We start from the raw sequence: 15,505 nt of genomic DNA on the forward strand, positions 1-15,505 counted from the left end.
AGATTTCAGTTTATTTATATTGGGTTAGTTTAATCCGTCATATCTTCTTCATTTTAAATCCCACTAAAGTGTTTAACAATTTCTTAACACGGGCGAATATTTATTCGCCATTTTGAGTTTTTTATATTGGTACGATTAAACAACAATTTAAGTGGCACTGGTATGGTGGGAAGGTGTTTAATAGATCAATTCTGATTATATTAGCCTTTTAAACCAAACCACCAAATATGTCCGGTTACGATTTCAGAAGTTTATCCTCTTACGATTTTGAGTTACTGGTAAGAGATCTGCTTCAGGCTGAACTTAATATTTCTTTGCAGACATTCAAGCCCGGCCGGGACGGAGGGGTGGATATTAAAGGTTATACCGACCATAAGAAATCCATTATAGTTCAATGCAAGCACTATGTGAATTCCAAATTTTCCAGTCTCTACAAGGTGATGAAAGATGATGAAGTCGGCAATATTGCGCAACTCAAACCGTCACAGTATTACCTAGTGACTTCTTTGCCTTTAAATCCGCTGGATAAAGAAAAAATCTTTAAGTTGGCACCTGCGGAATTTTCTACCACTGAAAGGATTATTGACAGCAACGGTGTCAATAATCTATTGAACAAGTACCCAGATATTGAGAGAAGGCATTTTAAGCTGTGGCTTTCCAGTATCAATATCCTTGAAACAATCCTTCATAGTGCAATCCATAACAGGTCAAACGCTAGGATCAGGGCAATTAACGAAAAGATCAAATATTATGTAACCAACGAGAACTATTATAAAGCTTCGGAAATTCTGGACAAGAACCACTATCTGATCCTGTCCGGGATTGCGGGGATCGGCAAAAGTACACTCGCCGAAATCCTTGTTTATCAGCATTTGCAGGCAGGATTTGAATTCGTTGAAATATCAGAAAATATCGAAGAGGCCTGGACTTTATTCAAACCTGATGTCAGCCAAGTGTTTTATTACGATGACTTTCTCGGAAAGACAAGTATAGCAGATAAACTTGGAAAAAATGAAGACAAATCGATCCTTACTTTTATCAATGAGATTTCGCAGTTAAAGAATAAACGCTTTATTTTAACGACCAGGGAGCATTTATTGCAGCAGGCCCGTATGCAATATCAAAGACTTGCGGACAAATCACTGAACATTGCCACCTGTATAGTTGAACTAGGTCATTATACAAAGGTGATCAAAGCGAAAATTTTATATAATCATTTGTATTTCTCTGATATACCCGAGTCATTCAAGCTTGAATTGATCAAAGGGAAAACCTATAAAACGATTATTGAGCATGCTAATTTTAATCCCAGGATCATTGAATCAATGGTTAACTCGGTTAATCTATCTGATCTCAGTGCTCAAAATTATCCAGCGGCATTTATAAAAAATCTTGATCATCCTTATGAAATCTGGCATTATGCTTTCAATAATCAAATTCTGACGCCTTCAAGATATTTGTTGGCGCTATTGCTTACTGCAAGGGAAAATATACTATTGAATGAATTACAGGAATTATTTTTATCTTCAAGTAAGTTCAATGTCCGTGATTTCAGAAACGCCATTAAAGAACTTGATGGAGGGTTTATTAAAACAATCAGGGATCACAGGTTGCCTGATGAGCTTATCATCAGATTTCACAACCCCTCAATCGTTGATTTTTTGAACGGTCATATTCATGAAACGCACGAATTTCTGGATGACCTTTTAATGGGCGCACAGTCTTTTCAGCAATTGATACGGTTATGGGGAAATCATTTTATGGAGGCCGGATACATCCGTAAAGCTATTTTATTCAATCCGGCTAATTTTATTGATGCACTGGAGCGGCTGGCATTATTTGTAAAAAGAGAGGGTAACATCACATTCTGGTCAAGTTTTGATCAGCGGCTACTGCATTTGGCCTCGGTGTATCTTGCTACAAAACAAGAAAGGGTTAAGAGTCTTATTCTTGCGGTAAGTTCTAAACTGCATGAGCATGTCACAGACTTCAGAGAACTGATTATTTTTCTTGCACATATTTCTGAAAATAAGATATTCGATGCCGAACAATACAATGTAATCTGGAATAATATTAAAGTTGCTATTGTTGAAGAAAGCCACAACACACCCAGCATTCGCGCATTTACTGATGTGAAGGATATGGTTCAGACTTTTCAAACGGCATTTGCCCCGGAGGAACTGGAGCAGCTTAGATTTGAGTTTGTGGCCTATGATGATTACAAGACTGAATTTAGTAAAATGAATATTTCCAGGGAACTTGAATCGTATTTTTATTTAGTAAAAGAAGTAGCCGAATTTTGGGATGTTCCTGTTCCTTATGAGGAAGAATTTAATTCAAAGATGCGCTTTTTACAGGGAGAAGAAACTAAACGTGATGACCGTGATTATGATGAATTGAAGCATCACCGAAACGAAGAACGTTATGAGAATCTTCAGTCAGAAGGGGAGATTGATAATATGTTCTCAGCTGACAGCTTTCGGATAGACTAACAGGTAAACTGCCATCGCAATTATGATAGATTTTAACGACTACTCATCAGGAAAGATAACGATAAAGGAATTCGTCAGTCTGATTCTGCACAATATCCCTGAAGATGATTATTTTACAAATACACTGGAGGAACTGGCTTACCTTGGGCTTCGACAGATCAATTTCAGGAATTTAAAAAATACACCTCAGTCAATTGCGAAACATGCTGCGAAGGTTTTGAATACCGAACCTTCTTTGAAAGGGGCCCGTAATCCGGTAAAGTCATTTCTTCAGGTCTATCTGGACGTCACAAAGCTTCCTGCGATTGAAAAAAATAAACTCGAAAGAAATGTAAAGTCGGATCTTAAGCAGGTTAACGATCTGCTTAAGTTTTATGAAGGGCTGGATTTCATAAAGGAATTCAACGCTGAAGCAATCAAACCACGCAGCCAGGAAGAGAAGGCGCAACTGGTATTCTATCAGCGGACATTGGGGAAACGGGATGAAATTGTTGACTACCTGACCAGTGGTATGGGAAAGCGCGCGATTGTAAAATCGGGCAGCTCCTATGAACCGTTCCGTTCTGAATCGACCAAGGAGCTTGAGTTGCAGCTGGAGTATCATGCAGATTACCCTTACATGGAAATGATGTTCCAGGTTAAGTCAATCCGCTATGCTATCAACATGAACCGGCTGGATTACAGAATGATCAACCTGCTGTGGACAAAAATTCAGTGGTCAAATGCTGCTTTCAACGGGCGTTATACTTATGATAAAGCTTTTAACAAGGAGATACAGCGCAAAGTAAAGCCCAGGCCTTTTTTTGAACATCTTCTTGATTCACTTAAATCATTACCGATCATCAAGGGGAGGATGGATATATTTCTAGAGCTGCGGGCGTTGTTTCTGGCAAAAAAATGGTACGGGTTTTATGCCCTTGCCCTGCCGCAGGTAGAAGGGATATTTACAGAAATGATGCAGATAACAGACCTGAAGAAAACAAAAGGTGCGCTTCCTGATAAGGTTAAACTGATGAGGCCGCACTACTCAAGAAGTGATTTCAGCTTTGATTATTTTGAATATGCACTGCCAACGGAGCGGAACCATTTTTCGCATACCGGAATGGTTGAAAACCCCAAAGATAAAAGTTACCATTTGCTGCTGGATCTGCAATATCTGTTTGATGTGGCCCTGGAACTGGATACCCCACTGGCGAAAATATCTAAAATAATCCTCGAAGGAGCGACAAGGTTTCATGATATCGGTGACCTTGCAGATTTCGTTAAACTGATCCGGGACCTTAAAAAGAAGAAGAAACTAAGCCCCTTAGAAACTGAACTGGATGATTTTGTATATGGGAAACTGGTTTCCCACATAGACCTGACTAAGTTTTTAACGAACCTTGAACAGGATATAGCAGAATCTGTTACAGTCTTTCAAGAACGGTTTATTGTACAATATTTTAAACTAAAAACGACAAAAGACGACTTTTTTAGCCTGACGCCGGTAGAAATTATGGATAACTTGAAAGAGATAAATTCAGTACTGGAAGACTTCGGAATCATGTTATCCGAAGACCTCAAAGTGATCACTGATTGTTATCATTTCCTTCAGAATTTTGATAAACTCTTTCCGAAACTTCCGGCGAAGGCTATTGCGGAAATTACGGCATTGAAAAACAAGTTTAAAAAAGAATTCAAAATAGCTGAGTTGCTGGATGCTAACCTTACTGTTGAGCCACTGGATATGTATCTATTGAAGAGCCGGAAATTTAAGCATAAGTTGATTTAGCAAAAAGAAATCTCAGACATCGAGCTCAAAATCTATGATTAGCGGTCCAGTGGAGAAATCATTGCTCCTTAGGGTAACTACTCCTTTTATTTTATTTCCGTTGTATGGGATAATGATCAGATCATGGTTGAATATTTCCGCTTCTTCATCCTGCTGGGCAATTGTAACCGAGGATGAGGAAAGCCCTTTGTTTAATCTTTTTGCTGTAAAACTCTGGTTGTCTGCTGAGAGGGTGAAGTCCCGGTTGGGGATGTATATATTTGGCGCCCGAAGTGCCATTCCATAGGGATCCTTTTTCTTCAGTCTTTTGGATTCTTCAGTATACAGTTGTTGTCGGACATCTTCTGATAAACCCATGCTGGCTGTTGCTGCATCAATTTTAAGTTCGATTTCAAAATGTATCGCTTCATTGGAGGAATTGACCACCTTAACATCGATATAATTCAGTCCTCTTAATTCTCCTTTGGTAAAGGTTCCTATAGAGGGAATTACCGATACTTCCAGTTTGCGGTCCTTACTTTCGTACTTTTGCTTATATATTAGATCCAGATCTTTACGATCAATCTTTTTAGTACTGCTGCCGGTTTTTATATAGCCGTCACCAATCCGGTAATCCACTGCCTTTTGATTTAAAGTGTCTTTAATTTGTGTTTTAAACAGATATGGCCTGTCCATATTTCCGAATATCCTGAAATAAGCAAGAGTTTTTCCGTTATACGTTATTGCCTTATATTCAAACTGAATTGATGGTTCAATATTGGCCCTTAAATATTGCTGGTAATTTGCTTCATCCTCAAGATCTGTCACGTTTTTGAAACTGTCTGCTACACCATCTTTCTCAATCACTCCGATAATGATAAACTTATCTTCGTTTGATGGATGGTTGGCCATCGCAGAGATATCTTTAAGTATTTCAGCCTTTTTAGGTGCACTTCCCAAAGGGTACTGTGTCTGTTTATAGTCAAGATTGACGCCCTCTGAATTGTATTCTATTAATTGTGTAATCTTGTCTAGCATGAGTAACGTTTAGTATAAAGGGCAAATTTCTGTCCACTGCTAAAATAGTAATAATTGAGGAAAAAGTTTTGCGGGAAATGGCTTGGATAATAAGTTGAACTACTGTTTAATTATTTTAATAGCCAGTAGTGTAATTGCTAATATTTTTGGAAATGTTATGCTGGCTAAAGTTAAAAACTAATATAATTAGTTTTTATTCTTTTTTACCAAAAATATTAGCATAGCTTTGTCTTGCCTAAATTCAAAGTCATGTCAACAGAAAAGCAGATCATACACATGGATCAGGATTCCTTTTTTGTGTCCGTGGAAGTCAAGAAAAATTCATCACTGATCGGTAAGCCTGTCATTATTGGCGGAAGTTCAGATCGTGGCGTAGTCGCTTCCTGCAGCTACGAAGCCAGAAAATTTGGCGTGCATTCGGCCATGTCCTCGCGGATGGCCAAGATGCTTTGCCCGCATGCCGTTTTTTTAAAAGGTAATATGGATGAATATTCCAAGGCCTCCAATGAGATCACAGAGATTCTTAAGGAACGCGTGCCGTTGATTGAAAAGGCCAGCATAGACGAACACTACATTGACATGACCGGTATGGACCGCTTTTACAGCACCCTGCAGTACGCCCACGAGCTGAAGCAGACTGTGATCCGGGAAATGGGATTGCCTATATCCTTTGGTCTTTCGGTTAATAAGACCGTTTCTAAAATGGCGACCAATGAATGCAAACCTGATGGGGAACTGAATGTATTGCAAAAAGAAGTACAACCTTTTTTAAATCCATTGTCCATTCGCAAGATCCCCGGACTTGGAGAAAAAACTTTTATTAAGCTCAGCGATATGGGCATCAAAAAGATCTATACGCTTTCCAAAATCCATCCCGAGCAAATGAATTTTTTGCTGGGTAAATCAGGGCTTTCACTTTTACAAAAAGCACAGGGGATAGATAACAGCCCTGTTATCCCATATTCAGAGCAGAAGTCCATCGGCACCCAGTGTACCTTTCATGCCGATTCTATTGATATTGAAATGATCAACAATTTATTGGTGGCCCAGGTAATGGACGTGGCTTTTCAACTCAGGGAGAAAAAGAAACTGACGGCCTGTGTAACAGTAACGATCCGCTACGCCAATTTTGAAACAGAGACTAAGCAAATGGCCATAGGCTATACCTCCCTGGATAGTGTGCTGATCGATACGGCAAAAGAGCTGTTTAAAAAAATGTATAATCGCAGGATGCTGCTTAGGCTGGTTGGAGTTCGCCTGAGTAACCTTGTTTCGGGTTTTGAGCAGATTGATCTGTACAGTGAATCTCATGAGCAGTACAGCTTGGTGCAGGCCCTGGATAAGATCAGAAGAAGGTTTGGGACGGATGCAGTGACCAGAGCTGCGGTGATGGATATTAAACTGTAGCACCATGTACCTGAATGTCCATTCTCATTATAGCCTGCGTTATGGCACCATGTCTGTAAAAACATTGGTGGAAGAAGCCAAAGCGCGAGGGATCACTCAAATGGTGATCACTGACATCAACAATTCTACCGGGGTGATGGAATTCATGCGGGAATGCCGTAAGGAAAATATCAAGCCCATTGGCGGGATGGAATTCCGAAGGGACAAAAAACTGCTGTATATCGGAATCGCTAGGAACCGGGAAGGGATGAAGGAGTTGAACGATTTTCTGAGTTACCATAATCTGGAGCAAAAGGAGTTGCCGGATAAGCCCTGGGCGTTTGAGAATGCTTATGTGATCTATCCTTTTGATCAAAAAACGGATATGACTTCGTTCGTGGCCAATGAATATATGGGTGTAAGGTTTGATGAGCTACACCAGTTTTATAACAGGGAGTCTAAGCATCCCAATAAACTTGTAGTGCTCCAGCCAGTGTTTATGTCCAGCAAAGTCGGCTACCGTTTGCATGAATACCTCAGGGGAATTGACCTGAATACGTTAATTACGATGGTGGAGGCGGAAGATAAATGCAGGGAAACCGATTTGTTCTTAAAACCAGGGGAGCTGGAAACCAAGTTTGTAAAGTATGCTTTTATTCTGGATAATACGCGGAGGCTGATGGATAGCTGCGTGATGGATTATCCCGAAGGTAAGATGAAACTGAACCGTAAAACTTTTACCGGAAATACGAAGGACGATAAAGCTTTACTGGAAAAGCTGGCGATGGAAGGAATGCTGTATAGGTATGGGCCTAAAAACAGGGAGGCAATTAAAAGATTGAAAAAGGAACTCAAGGTGATTGTGGACCTGAATTTCTGCGCTTACTTTCTGATCACCAACGACATCATCCAGTATTCCATGCGCAGAGGCTATTATCATGTAGGCAGGGGATCTGGTGCCAATAGCATTGTAGCCTATTGTCTGCGGATCACCGATGTGGATCCGATAGAACTGGATCTATATTTCGAAAGGTTCTTAAATGCGGAACGTACTTCGCCACCGGATTTTGATATTGATTACAGCTGGGATGAACGCGAGGATGTGCAGGATTATATTTTTAAGCGTTACGGTAGGGAACATACCGCGCTATTGGGCACGATGTCCACCTTTAAAGACCGTTCGGTGATCCGGGAGATCGGTAAAGTTATGGGCTTACCTAAATCCGAGATCGATGGTTTTACTGATCTCAGTAAAGCGACAGAAAACCGAGCCAACGATACCTTTAAAAAGATCATGACCATTTTCGAGCTCATGGGTAAAATGCCCAACCAGCGGAGTATCCACGCCGGAGGCGTATTGATCTCCGAAGAGCCGATCACGTATTATACTGCACTGGATCTGCCACCTAAAGGAATGCCAACAGTTCAGTGGGATATGTACGAGGCCGAGGATATTGGTTATGACAAATATGATATTCTATCCCAGAGGGGGATCGGGCACATCAAAGAAGCAGTAAAGCTGGTGGAGCAGAACCAGGGTAAGACCATTGACATTCACCAGGTGAAGGATTTTATGCGTGATCCGAACTTGAATGAACGCCTGAAAACAGGGAATACCATTGGCTGCTTTTATATTGAATCGCCCGCTATGCGGCAATTATTGACCAAGCTGGTTTGCGATAATTACCTGACATTAGTGGCTGCCAGCTCGATTATCAGGCCGGGGGTGGCGCAATCCGGGATGATGAAGACCTATATCCAGAATTTTCATGCGCCGGATCAGGTAACTTACCTGCATCCCGTCATGGAGCAGCAGTTGAAGGAAACTTTCGGGGTGATGGTTTACCAGGAGGACGTGATCAAGGTTTGTATTCATTACGGTGGGATGGATGGAACAGATGCGGATATACTGCGCAGGGGAATGAGCGGGAAATACCGTTCCCGGGTGGAGTTTGACCGTCTGGTGGAGAAGTTTCACGAAGGATCGAAGGTTTTGGGTAGGCCTGAGCAGGTTACAAATGAGGTCTGGAGGCAGGTTTCTTCATTTGCAGGTTATAGTTTTTCTAAGGCGCATTCGGCAAGTTTTGCAGTGGAGAGTTACCAGAGTTTGTATTTAAAGACCTATTATCCCATTGAATTTATGGTTGGGGTGCTGAACAATTATGGTGGATTTTATACCCGCTGGTTGTATGTGCATGAGCTTAGGCGGGCTGGTGCAACAGTTCATTTGCCTTGCGTAAATCATAGTAGCTCGGTAGTTTCTATTAAAGGAACGGATGCCTACCTGGGTTTTGTAGGCATCCAAGGGCTTGAAGGGAAGTTCATGGAGCTAATCCCTGAGGAAAGACGGTTGAATGGTGATTACCTGGATTTGGAGGATTTTCTCCGGCGAACAGAAATAGGTCTGGAGCAGGTCGTGATTTTGATCCGCTGCGGTGCACTGCGGTTTACTGGTAAAAGTAAAAAGACTTTGCTTTGGGATGTGCACGCGATGTTGGGGCAGAAAGCCAAGCCCAATAACCATGCGGAGTTGTTCCATATAAAAGCTAAACATTATGAAATGCCGGACCTGGTGAATACCAGGTTAGAGGATTCCTATCATGAGCTTGAATTGCTCGGTTTTCCCTTAACGCTCTCGATGTTTGATTTACTGAAGACGGCTTACCGCGGAGATATCCGTACCAAAGAACTTGGCCGATATGTGGGGCAGATGGTGCGTATGGTAGGATTGTATGTCTGCGAGAAGACGGTGCATACCAAGAACAATAAGAAAATGTGGTTCGGGACGTTTTTAGATGCTGACGGAAATTTCTTTGATACTACCCACTTTCCAAACAGTACGCCTGTCTACCCGTTCAGGGGTACGGGCTGTTATTTGATCTTGGGTAAGGTGGTGGAGGATTTTGGTTTTCCCAGTATCGAGGTGGTTAAATTTGCCAAACTGGAAATACAGGGCAATCCTGTGATGGATTCATAAATGATAGTGGAGTATTAGCAAAGATTATAATCAGCAAATACGAGATTTGCAAAGAAATGATTTATTTGTTTTGTAATTATGGGCTACATAGTTACATTTGTGTTGAGAGCGTTAATTTAAACGGGAGTAGTCTTCGGATTATTCCCGTTTTCTTTTATCGGATAACAAGGGACTATTATTAGGTTCACGAGGAGGTGCTTGACACATGGGGATCAATCGTGCGGATTCTACACCTTGGATATTGCCAAATTATTTTTTTATTATTGGCCTTTCTTTTAGTAAATTTATAGGGGAACGGCGAAATGAATGATTATAAAAAACACAGCGATACTGAACTTGCCGCACTATTACGCAAAGGTGATAATGCTGCATTTTTAGAAATCTACGACCGTTATAACATTCTGCTCCTCAACTACGCCTTCCGCAAACTCCAGGACAAACAAGAAGCCCAGGATATCGTCCAGGAGGTCTTCATCACCCTTTGGGAAAAGCGTGACAGCTTCATCCTGAAAACATACCTGTCTGGCTTTCTCTATAAATCCATACTCAACAAAGTCTTGAACATATGGAAACACAATAAGATCGTCCGTGAACATGCCCAGCTGCACAACCTAAACATTGACGTGGACACAATAGAAACTGACTTCCTGATTCGCGAGAAAGACATCACCGCAATGATTGAAAGAGAAATAGCAGCTATGCCACCAAGAATGCGTGAAGTCTACGAGCTCAAATACAAACAATACTTGAGTACCAAAGTGATTGCAACACAATTGGGAATCTCTGAAAACACTGTGTCCAACCATCTCAAAGCTGCCTCTGCACACCTAAAAGACAAACTAGGTATTTTGATTTTTGTCCTCTATATTCTTAATAAATAAAGATAATTAAATATATCTACTTGATATTTAAGTTGTTGTCTTGGTTTTTGAGCATTGCTGGATATTTATTTAAGATCCGACTAGCCAATTGCTTTTGCTGGATTGTCTATGTTGTATAATTCAGCTTGCTGAAGGGATCAACAACCTATAGAGACCAACCATGAAAACCGTAAATATTGACCAGCTGGTAGATAAGTTCAATGCAGGGGAATGCTCTGCGGAAGAAGAACAGATCTTGAAAGGTTGGCTGCACCAGTATAATATGGAAGGCAGTACCGGCTTATCCGATGAAGACCTTTTTTCTGCTCAGACAAGTATGTTGGAAGCGATTGAAGCGGTAAGATTTCCTAAAGTAAAAAAGCTTAAGCTTTGGCCGCGTATTACTGCCATTGCAGCAGTAGTAGCGACTATTGCTATTGGTGCAGGACTCTTTTACTACAACCAAAGCAAATTAACCGATCAAAATTTCCAAACAGCCAATAAAACTGACATTACTCCAGGTAAAGTTGGAGCGACCTTGACCCTGGCTAACGGTAAAAAAATTAGTCTGACGGATGCCAGCAAAGGAGAATTGGCAAATGAATCAGGAATCAGTATTTCCAAGACTGCTGAAGGACAGGTAGTGTATGAAGTTAAAGCTAATAATAGTGCCTCTAATAAAATTAATACGCTCACAACTGCAAAAGGCGAGACCTATATTTTAACCTTGCCTGATAAATCCACAGTATGGATGAACGCGGCTTCCAGTTTAACCTATTCTGTCGCCCTCTTGGAACGTGGGGTTCGCAGGGTAAAATTGGAAGGGGAAGCTTATTTTCAGATTGCAAAGGATAAAGCACATCCTTTTATTGTGGAAAGTGGGGATCAGCAGGTGGAAGTTTTGGGAACACACTTTAATGTACGTGCATACAAAGGCGAAAAGGTCTTTAGAACAACCCTACTGGAAGGTAGCGTAAAAGTAACAGGGGATGGAAAAACGAAAGTACTTTCGCCAGGATTTGAAGCCATTAACACATCTGGTGAAATTCGGGTTGGGAAAGCCGATACAGAATGGGCAGTAGCATGGAAAAATAACAAATTCATTTTTGACAGCCAACAAATAGAAGATATTATGCCGATGATTGAACGCTGGTACAATGTAGAAGTGATTTATACAGGCGAGATGCCATCCGATACTTTTTGGGGTTCAGTATCACGTTATGATAACATTTCAAAGGTACTAGGCGCATTGGAATCTACAGGCAATGTTCATTTTAAAATTGAAGGTAGAAAGGTTTACGTTTCTCGCTAAATATATTCATTCCTATGAGTAATTAACAGATTATTTAACCAAACAAAACTAGATGGGAAAAACATTACGACCGAGAATCTAACCACAACAACTATGAAGTTGGCTTAATAACAACCACATCCCGATTAGAGTCGGGACATGGTTTTAGCTCGCTTCGTCAATTATTAACAACTGACTTTTAACTGCAGATGCCCGAAGTTTTCGAGGCCAAAGGCTCCCTGCTAACAAACCAGCTAACCAAATGTATAAAAAAAATACCACTTATCTGGGTGTGCTCGAGGGGTGTGCCCATAAAATCTGGCTCATTATGCGACTAACCACCGTTATATTAATAGCTACTATGATGCAAGTTAGTGCCACTGGCTTGGCGCAGAAAATTAACTTGACCAAAGTAAACTCTTCTTTAAGAGAAATTGTGAGGGACCTGGGCAGACAAACCGGGTACGATTTTGTTGCAACGGATGCTTTGTTGAAAACTGCAAGTAATGTTACAATTAATGTAAAGGACGCAGAGTTTCTAACGGTGTTGGGGCAAATTTTTGAAAACCAACCTATCACTTATATTATTGATGGCAAAACAGTAACACTTAAACCCAAGGAAAAATCTTTCGTACAGACGCTCGTAGAGCGATTTCAGGAAATTACCATCTGGGGAAGGGTCACGGATGAAAAAGGAACATTACTTCCAGGAGCTACTGTAAAGTATAAGGACAAAATGACCCGTACTGACTTAAGGGGTGAATTTATCCTGAAGAATGTAGATCCGAATACAATATTAGAAATTTCTTATATCGGTTATGAGACCAAACAGGTAAAGGCCCAGCAAAATATGGGCACTATAATCCTGAAACCTAGCGATTCAAAACTAGATGAGGTACAGGTAATTGCTTATGGACAACAGACCAGGCGCTTGAGCGTTGGTTCTGTATCAACGGTAACGGCAAAAGATATTGAAAGGCAGCCGGTTAGTAATTTATTGGACGCGCTTCAAGGTCAGGTTGCTGGCTTAAGTATCACTACCACAGGTGGAGTACCTGGCTCAAGGACACTTTCTCAAATACGCGGGCAGAACAATTTGTCGAGTAACCCCCAAGCCAATGCAATTCTAAGTAATTATGATCAACCATTGATAATCGTTGATGGAATACATATGCCGTTGCAGAACAAAGCACTCATTGGGAGTAGTTTTGCGACTGGCGGAGGAAATGATTTTTGGAAAAATCAAACAGGATTAAGCTCGATGAACGGCATCAATCCCTTAGATATTGAAAGCGTTTCGATTCTTAAGGATGCTGATGCAACTTCAATTTATGGTTCTCAGGGGAGCAATGGTGTAATATTGATCACTACAAAAAAGGCGAAGGCCGGCAGAGACGCTTTATCAGTGTCGTTGAACCAAGGCTTTACAAATGCCTCTGGAACAGTACCAATGATGAATACTGAGCAGTATTTAGCAATGCGGCGAGAGGCTTTGGTAAACAGTAAAATAACAGCAAATCCAACCAACGATCCGGACCTTGTTTTGTTTGATCAAAATAAGAATACCGATTGGATGAAGGAATTTTATGGTGGCACAGCACATCGTACAGATCTTCATTTCAGTCTTGGTGGCGGTTCGGGTTCTGATAGTTACCTGGTAAACGGAGGCTATAACAGGACAACTTATAATTACCCGGGTGATATGGCTGACAAAAGGTATAATTTGCATACCTCGTACACTCATAAATCCATTGACCAAAGGTTTAAACTGCAATTCGGAACTGATTATGCTTATAATGTCAATAATAATTCCGGTGAACCTAACGGTTTGCTTGCATTTACGCTCGCGCCTAACTACCCTGATTTGATAGACGCTTCTGGAAAACCTGTTTGGATCTATAACGGCATAAATTTAGGCAATAGTGGCCAAGGGAATCCTTTGGCTTACCTTTTCAAAAGTGCTATCAATGCTACGCATTCTCTTAATTCACATGTTAACCTTAGCTACGATATATTACCTAGTTTGACGCTGGGCATTACTGCAGGATACGCAAGAACAGACGAAAATTTTAACAGTATTAACCCCATCGCTAGTCAGAATCCGACTTTCGCACAAGGAAATACCAACCTAAGTTCCAGAAACACAGATATGATCAATGTTAACCCTCAGCTAAACTTTACCAAGGCGATTGGCAACGGGTTATTGACTGTACTGGTTGGAGGAACCTATAAAAGAAATTATTCAAAAGGTCTTTCTACAAATGCATTTGGCTACACTTCTGATGCGATGCTGGATTATATTGGGGCTGCCCAATCCACGTCAAGCTCCAACAATGCTTCTTACTATAAATACATAGACCTGTTTAGCCGGATTAATTACAGATGGGCTGATAAGTATATTTTGAACATAACTGCCAACAGGGACGGCTCTAGTAATTTTGGTCCCCGGAAACGCTTTGCAAACTTCGCTTCAGCTGGTGCCGCCTGGATCGTCTCTGAAGAAAATTGGCTGAAGGACAAACTATCGTTCTTAAGTTTTGTGAAATTTTCAGCTAACATTGGCACGTCCGGGTCGGATGGTGTAGGACCTTATCAGTATCAGCCAAACTGGGCGGTAGCTGGATCTAGCCCATACCAAACTTTCCCAGGATATACCCCAAAAAACCCGCAGAATCCGGTATTTGCATGGGCATCAAACAGGAAATTTAATGAGCAGATAGATCTTGGTTTTTTTAAGGATAGGTTACTTGTTAATTTCGCAATGTATCAGAACAATTCTAAAAATCAATTGGTTGGGTATCTCCAGCCTATTCAGACTGGGTTTCCTAATATTACTGCGAATGCCCCGTATACAGTCAATAATTCGGGCTGGGAATTGTCAATCGCTTCAACAAATGTTAATTCTAAGGACTTTCGCTGGACAACCAACATTAATATGTCGCATAATAGCAACAAGCTCGCTAAATTTGATGACATAGCTTCTTCAGCTTATGCCAATTTCTACATAGTTGGAAAGCCGGTAAATATCCTTCAGCTAATGCCTTTCGAAGGGGTAAACTCTCAAACTGGTTTCTTTGAATTCCGAAAAGCCGATGGAACAATTACCAGCTTCCCAAGTAATTCAAGTGGGTTTAATAATGTTGGAGGTGACAGAACAGTGCTTCTTGATCTTAATCCTACATTACAAGGTGGTATAGGAAATACATTCAGTTATAAAAACCTGAGCCTTCATCTGTTTTTCCAGGGGAGTATACAAAAGGGGAATAACTATTTGTATAATATCTATGCCAGTGGCGTGACATTTTTGCCCGGAAGACCTTTAGTGAATATGCCAGCTGCTATTTTGGGTAAGCAATGGCAAAAACCTGGCGATGAAGCCACTCTCCAACGGTTTGTGAGCGGTTTTAATGGAAGTGATGGCTATATGGCAATAGGGCCGGCGAGCTCATTCGCCAATTCAAACGGTGCGTACTCAGATGCTTCCTATATCCGTTTGAAAACGGCGTCCCTTTCTTACATCCTGCCCCAAAATTGGGCAAAGAAAGTATTTCTTAAAAATTGCTCATTCTATGTAAATGCACAAAATCTGTTCACTATTACTGGTTATGAACTAGGCGATCCTGAGACGAGGAGCTTGTTTGCCATTCCTCCTCAAAAAACAGTTGTATTGGGTATTAACGCCAGCTTGTAATAACTTAAAATTAGCGTAAA

The 15,505-nt window shown here is 40.9% G+C and carries 8 protein-coding genes; 7 read left to right on the top strand and 1 reads right to left on the bottom strand.

Translation table 11 applies throughout. The annotated features are described in order from the left end of the window. The first annotated feature begins 227 nt into the window (after positions 1-227). The gene (locus tag EZ444_RS05995) at positions 228-2,492 is read left to right on the top strand and encodes an nSTAND3 domain-containing NTPase (RefSeq protein WP_131607806.1); all 2,265 of its coding nucleotides are present in this window, start codon (positions 228-230) and stop codon (positions 2,490-2,492) included. A 22-nt stretch (positions 2,493-2,514) separates the two neighbouring features. Next, positions 2,515-4,263 carry a hypothetical protein gene (locus EZ444_RS06000; protein WP_131607807.1) on the top strand — a complete coding sequence of 583 codons (1,749 nt, stop codon included), beginning with the start codon at positions 2,515-2,517 and terminating at the stop codon, positions 4,261-4,263. A 12-nt stretch (positions 4,264-4,275) separates the two neighbouring features. On the opposite strand, the gene EZ444_RS06005 is transcribed toward EZ444_RS06000, so the two are convergent. Continuing rightward, positions 4,276-5,280, bottom strand: coding sequence for an AlbA family DNA-binding domain-containing protein (locus EZ444_RS06005; protein ID WP_131607808.1), 1,005 nt, complete (start codon positions 5,278-5,280; stop codon positions 4,276-4,278). A 231-nt stretch (positions 5,281-5,511) separates the two neighbouring features. Between EZ444_RS06005 and dinB the strand changes: the two genes are divergently transcribed. From dinB to EZ444_RS06030, 5 genes are all read left to right on the top strand, one after another. Next, positions 5,512-6,687, top strand: coding sequence for a DNA polymerase IV (dinB, locus tag EZ444_RS06010; RefSeq protein WP_317130113.1), 1,176 nt, complete (start codon positions 5,512-5,514; stop codon positions 6,685-6,687). A gap of 4 nt (positions 6,688-6,691) precedes the next feature. Then, positions 6,692-9,643, top strand: coding sequence for a DNA polymerase III subunit alpha (locus EZ444_RS06015; protein ID WP_131607809.1), 2,952 nt, complete (start codon positions 6,692-6,694; stop codon positions 9,641-9,643). Between the two features lie 302 nt (positions 9,644-9,945). After that, complete coding sequence (locus tag EZ444_RS06020; RefSeq protein ID WP_131607810.1) at positions 9,946-10,524, top strand: RNA polymerase sigma factor; 579 nt, start codon at positions 9,946-9,948, stop codon at positions 10,522-10,524. 160 nt (positions 10,525-10,684) lie between these two features. Then, positions 10,685-11,815, top strand: coding sequence for a FecR family protein (locus tag EZ444_RS06025; protein WP_131607811.1), 1,131 nt, complete (start codon positions 10,685-10,687; stop codon positions 11,813-11,815). Positions 11,816-12,056: 241 nt separating this feature from the next. After that, complete coding sequence (locus EZ444_RS06030; protein ID WP_131607812.1) at positions 12,057-15,485, top strand: SusC/RagA family TonB-linked outer membrane protein; 3,429 nt, start codon at positions 12,057-12,059, stop codon at positions 15,483-15,485. Positions 15,486-15,505: the final 20 nt, after the last annotated feature.

The organism is Pedobacter hiemivivus (assembly GCF_004331685.1).
GTDB classification, from domain to species: Bacteria; Bacteroidota; Bacteroidia; order Sphingobacteriales; family Sphingobacteriaceae; genus Pedobacter; species Pedobacter hiemivivus.

Bases quoted from the DNA above. Each gene is read 5' to 3' on its own strand.
- EZ444_RS05995 (WP_131607806.1), top strand. From the start codon at position 228: ATGTCCGGTTACGATTTCAGAAGTTTATCCTCTTACGATTTTGAGTTA.
- EZ444_RS06000 (WP_131607807.1), top strand. From the start codon at position 2,515: ATGATAGATTTTAACGACTACTCATCAGGAAAGATAACGATAAAGGAA.
- EZ444_RS06005 (WP_131607808.1), bottom strand. From the start codon at position 5,280: ATGCTAGACAAGATTACACAATTAATAGAATACAATTCAGAGGGCGTC.
- EZ444_RS06015 (WP_131607809.1), top strand. From the start codon at position 6,692: ATGTACCTGAATGTCCATTCTCATTATAGCCTGCGTTATGGCACCATG.
- EZ444_RS06020 (WP_131607810.1), top strand. From the start codon at position 9,946: ATGAATGATTATAAAAAACACAGCGATACTGAACTTGCCGCACTATTA.
- EZ444_RS06025 (WP_131607811.1), top strand. From the start codon at position 10,685: ATGAAAACCGTAAATATTGACCAGCTGGTAGATAAGTTCAATGCAGGG.
- EZ444_RS06030 (WP_131607812.1), top strand. From the start codon at position 12,057: ATGTATAAAAAAAATACCACTTATCTGGGTGTGCTCGAGGGGTGTGCC.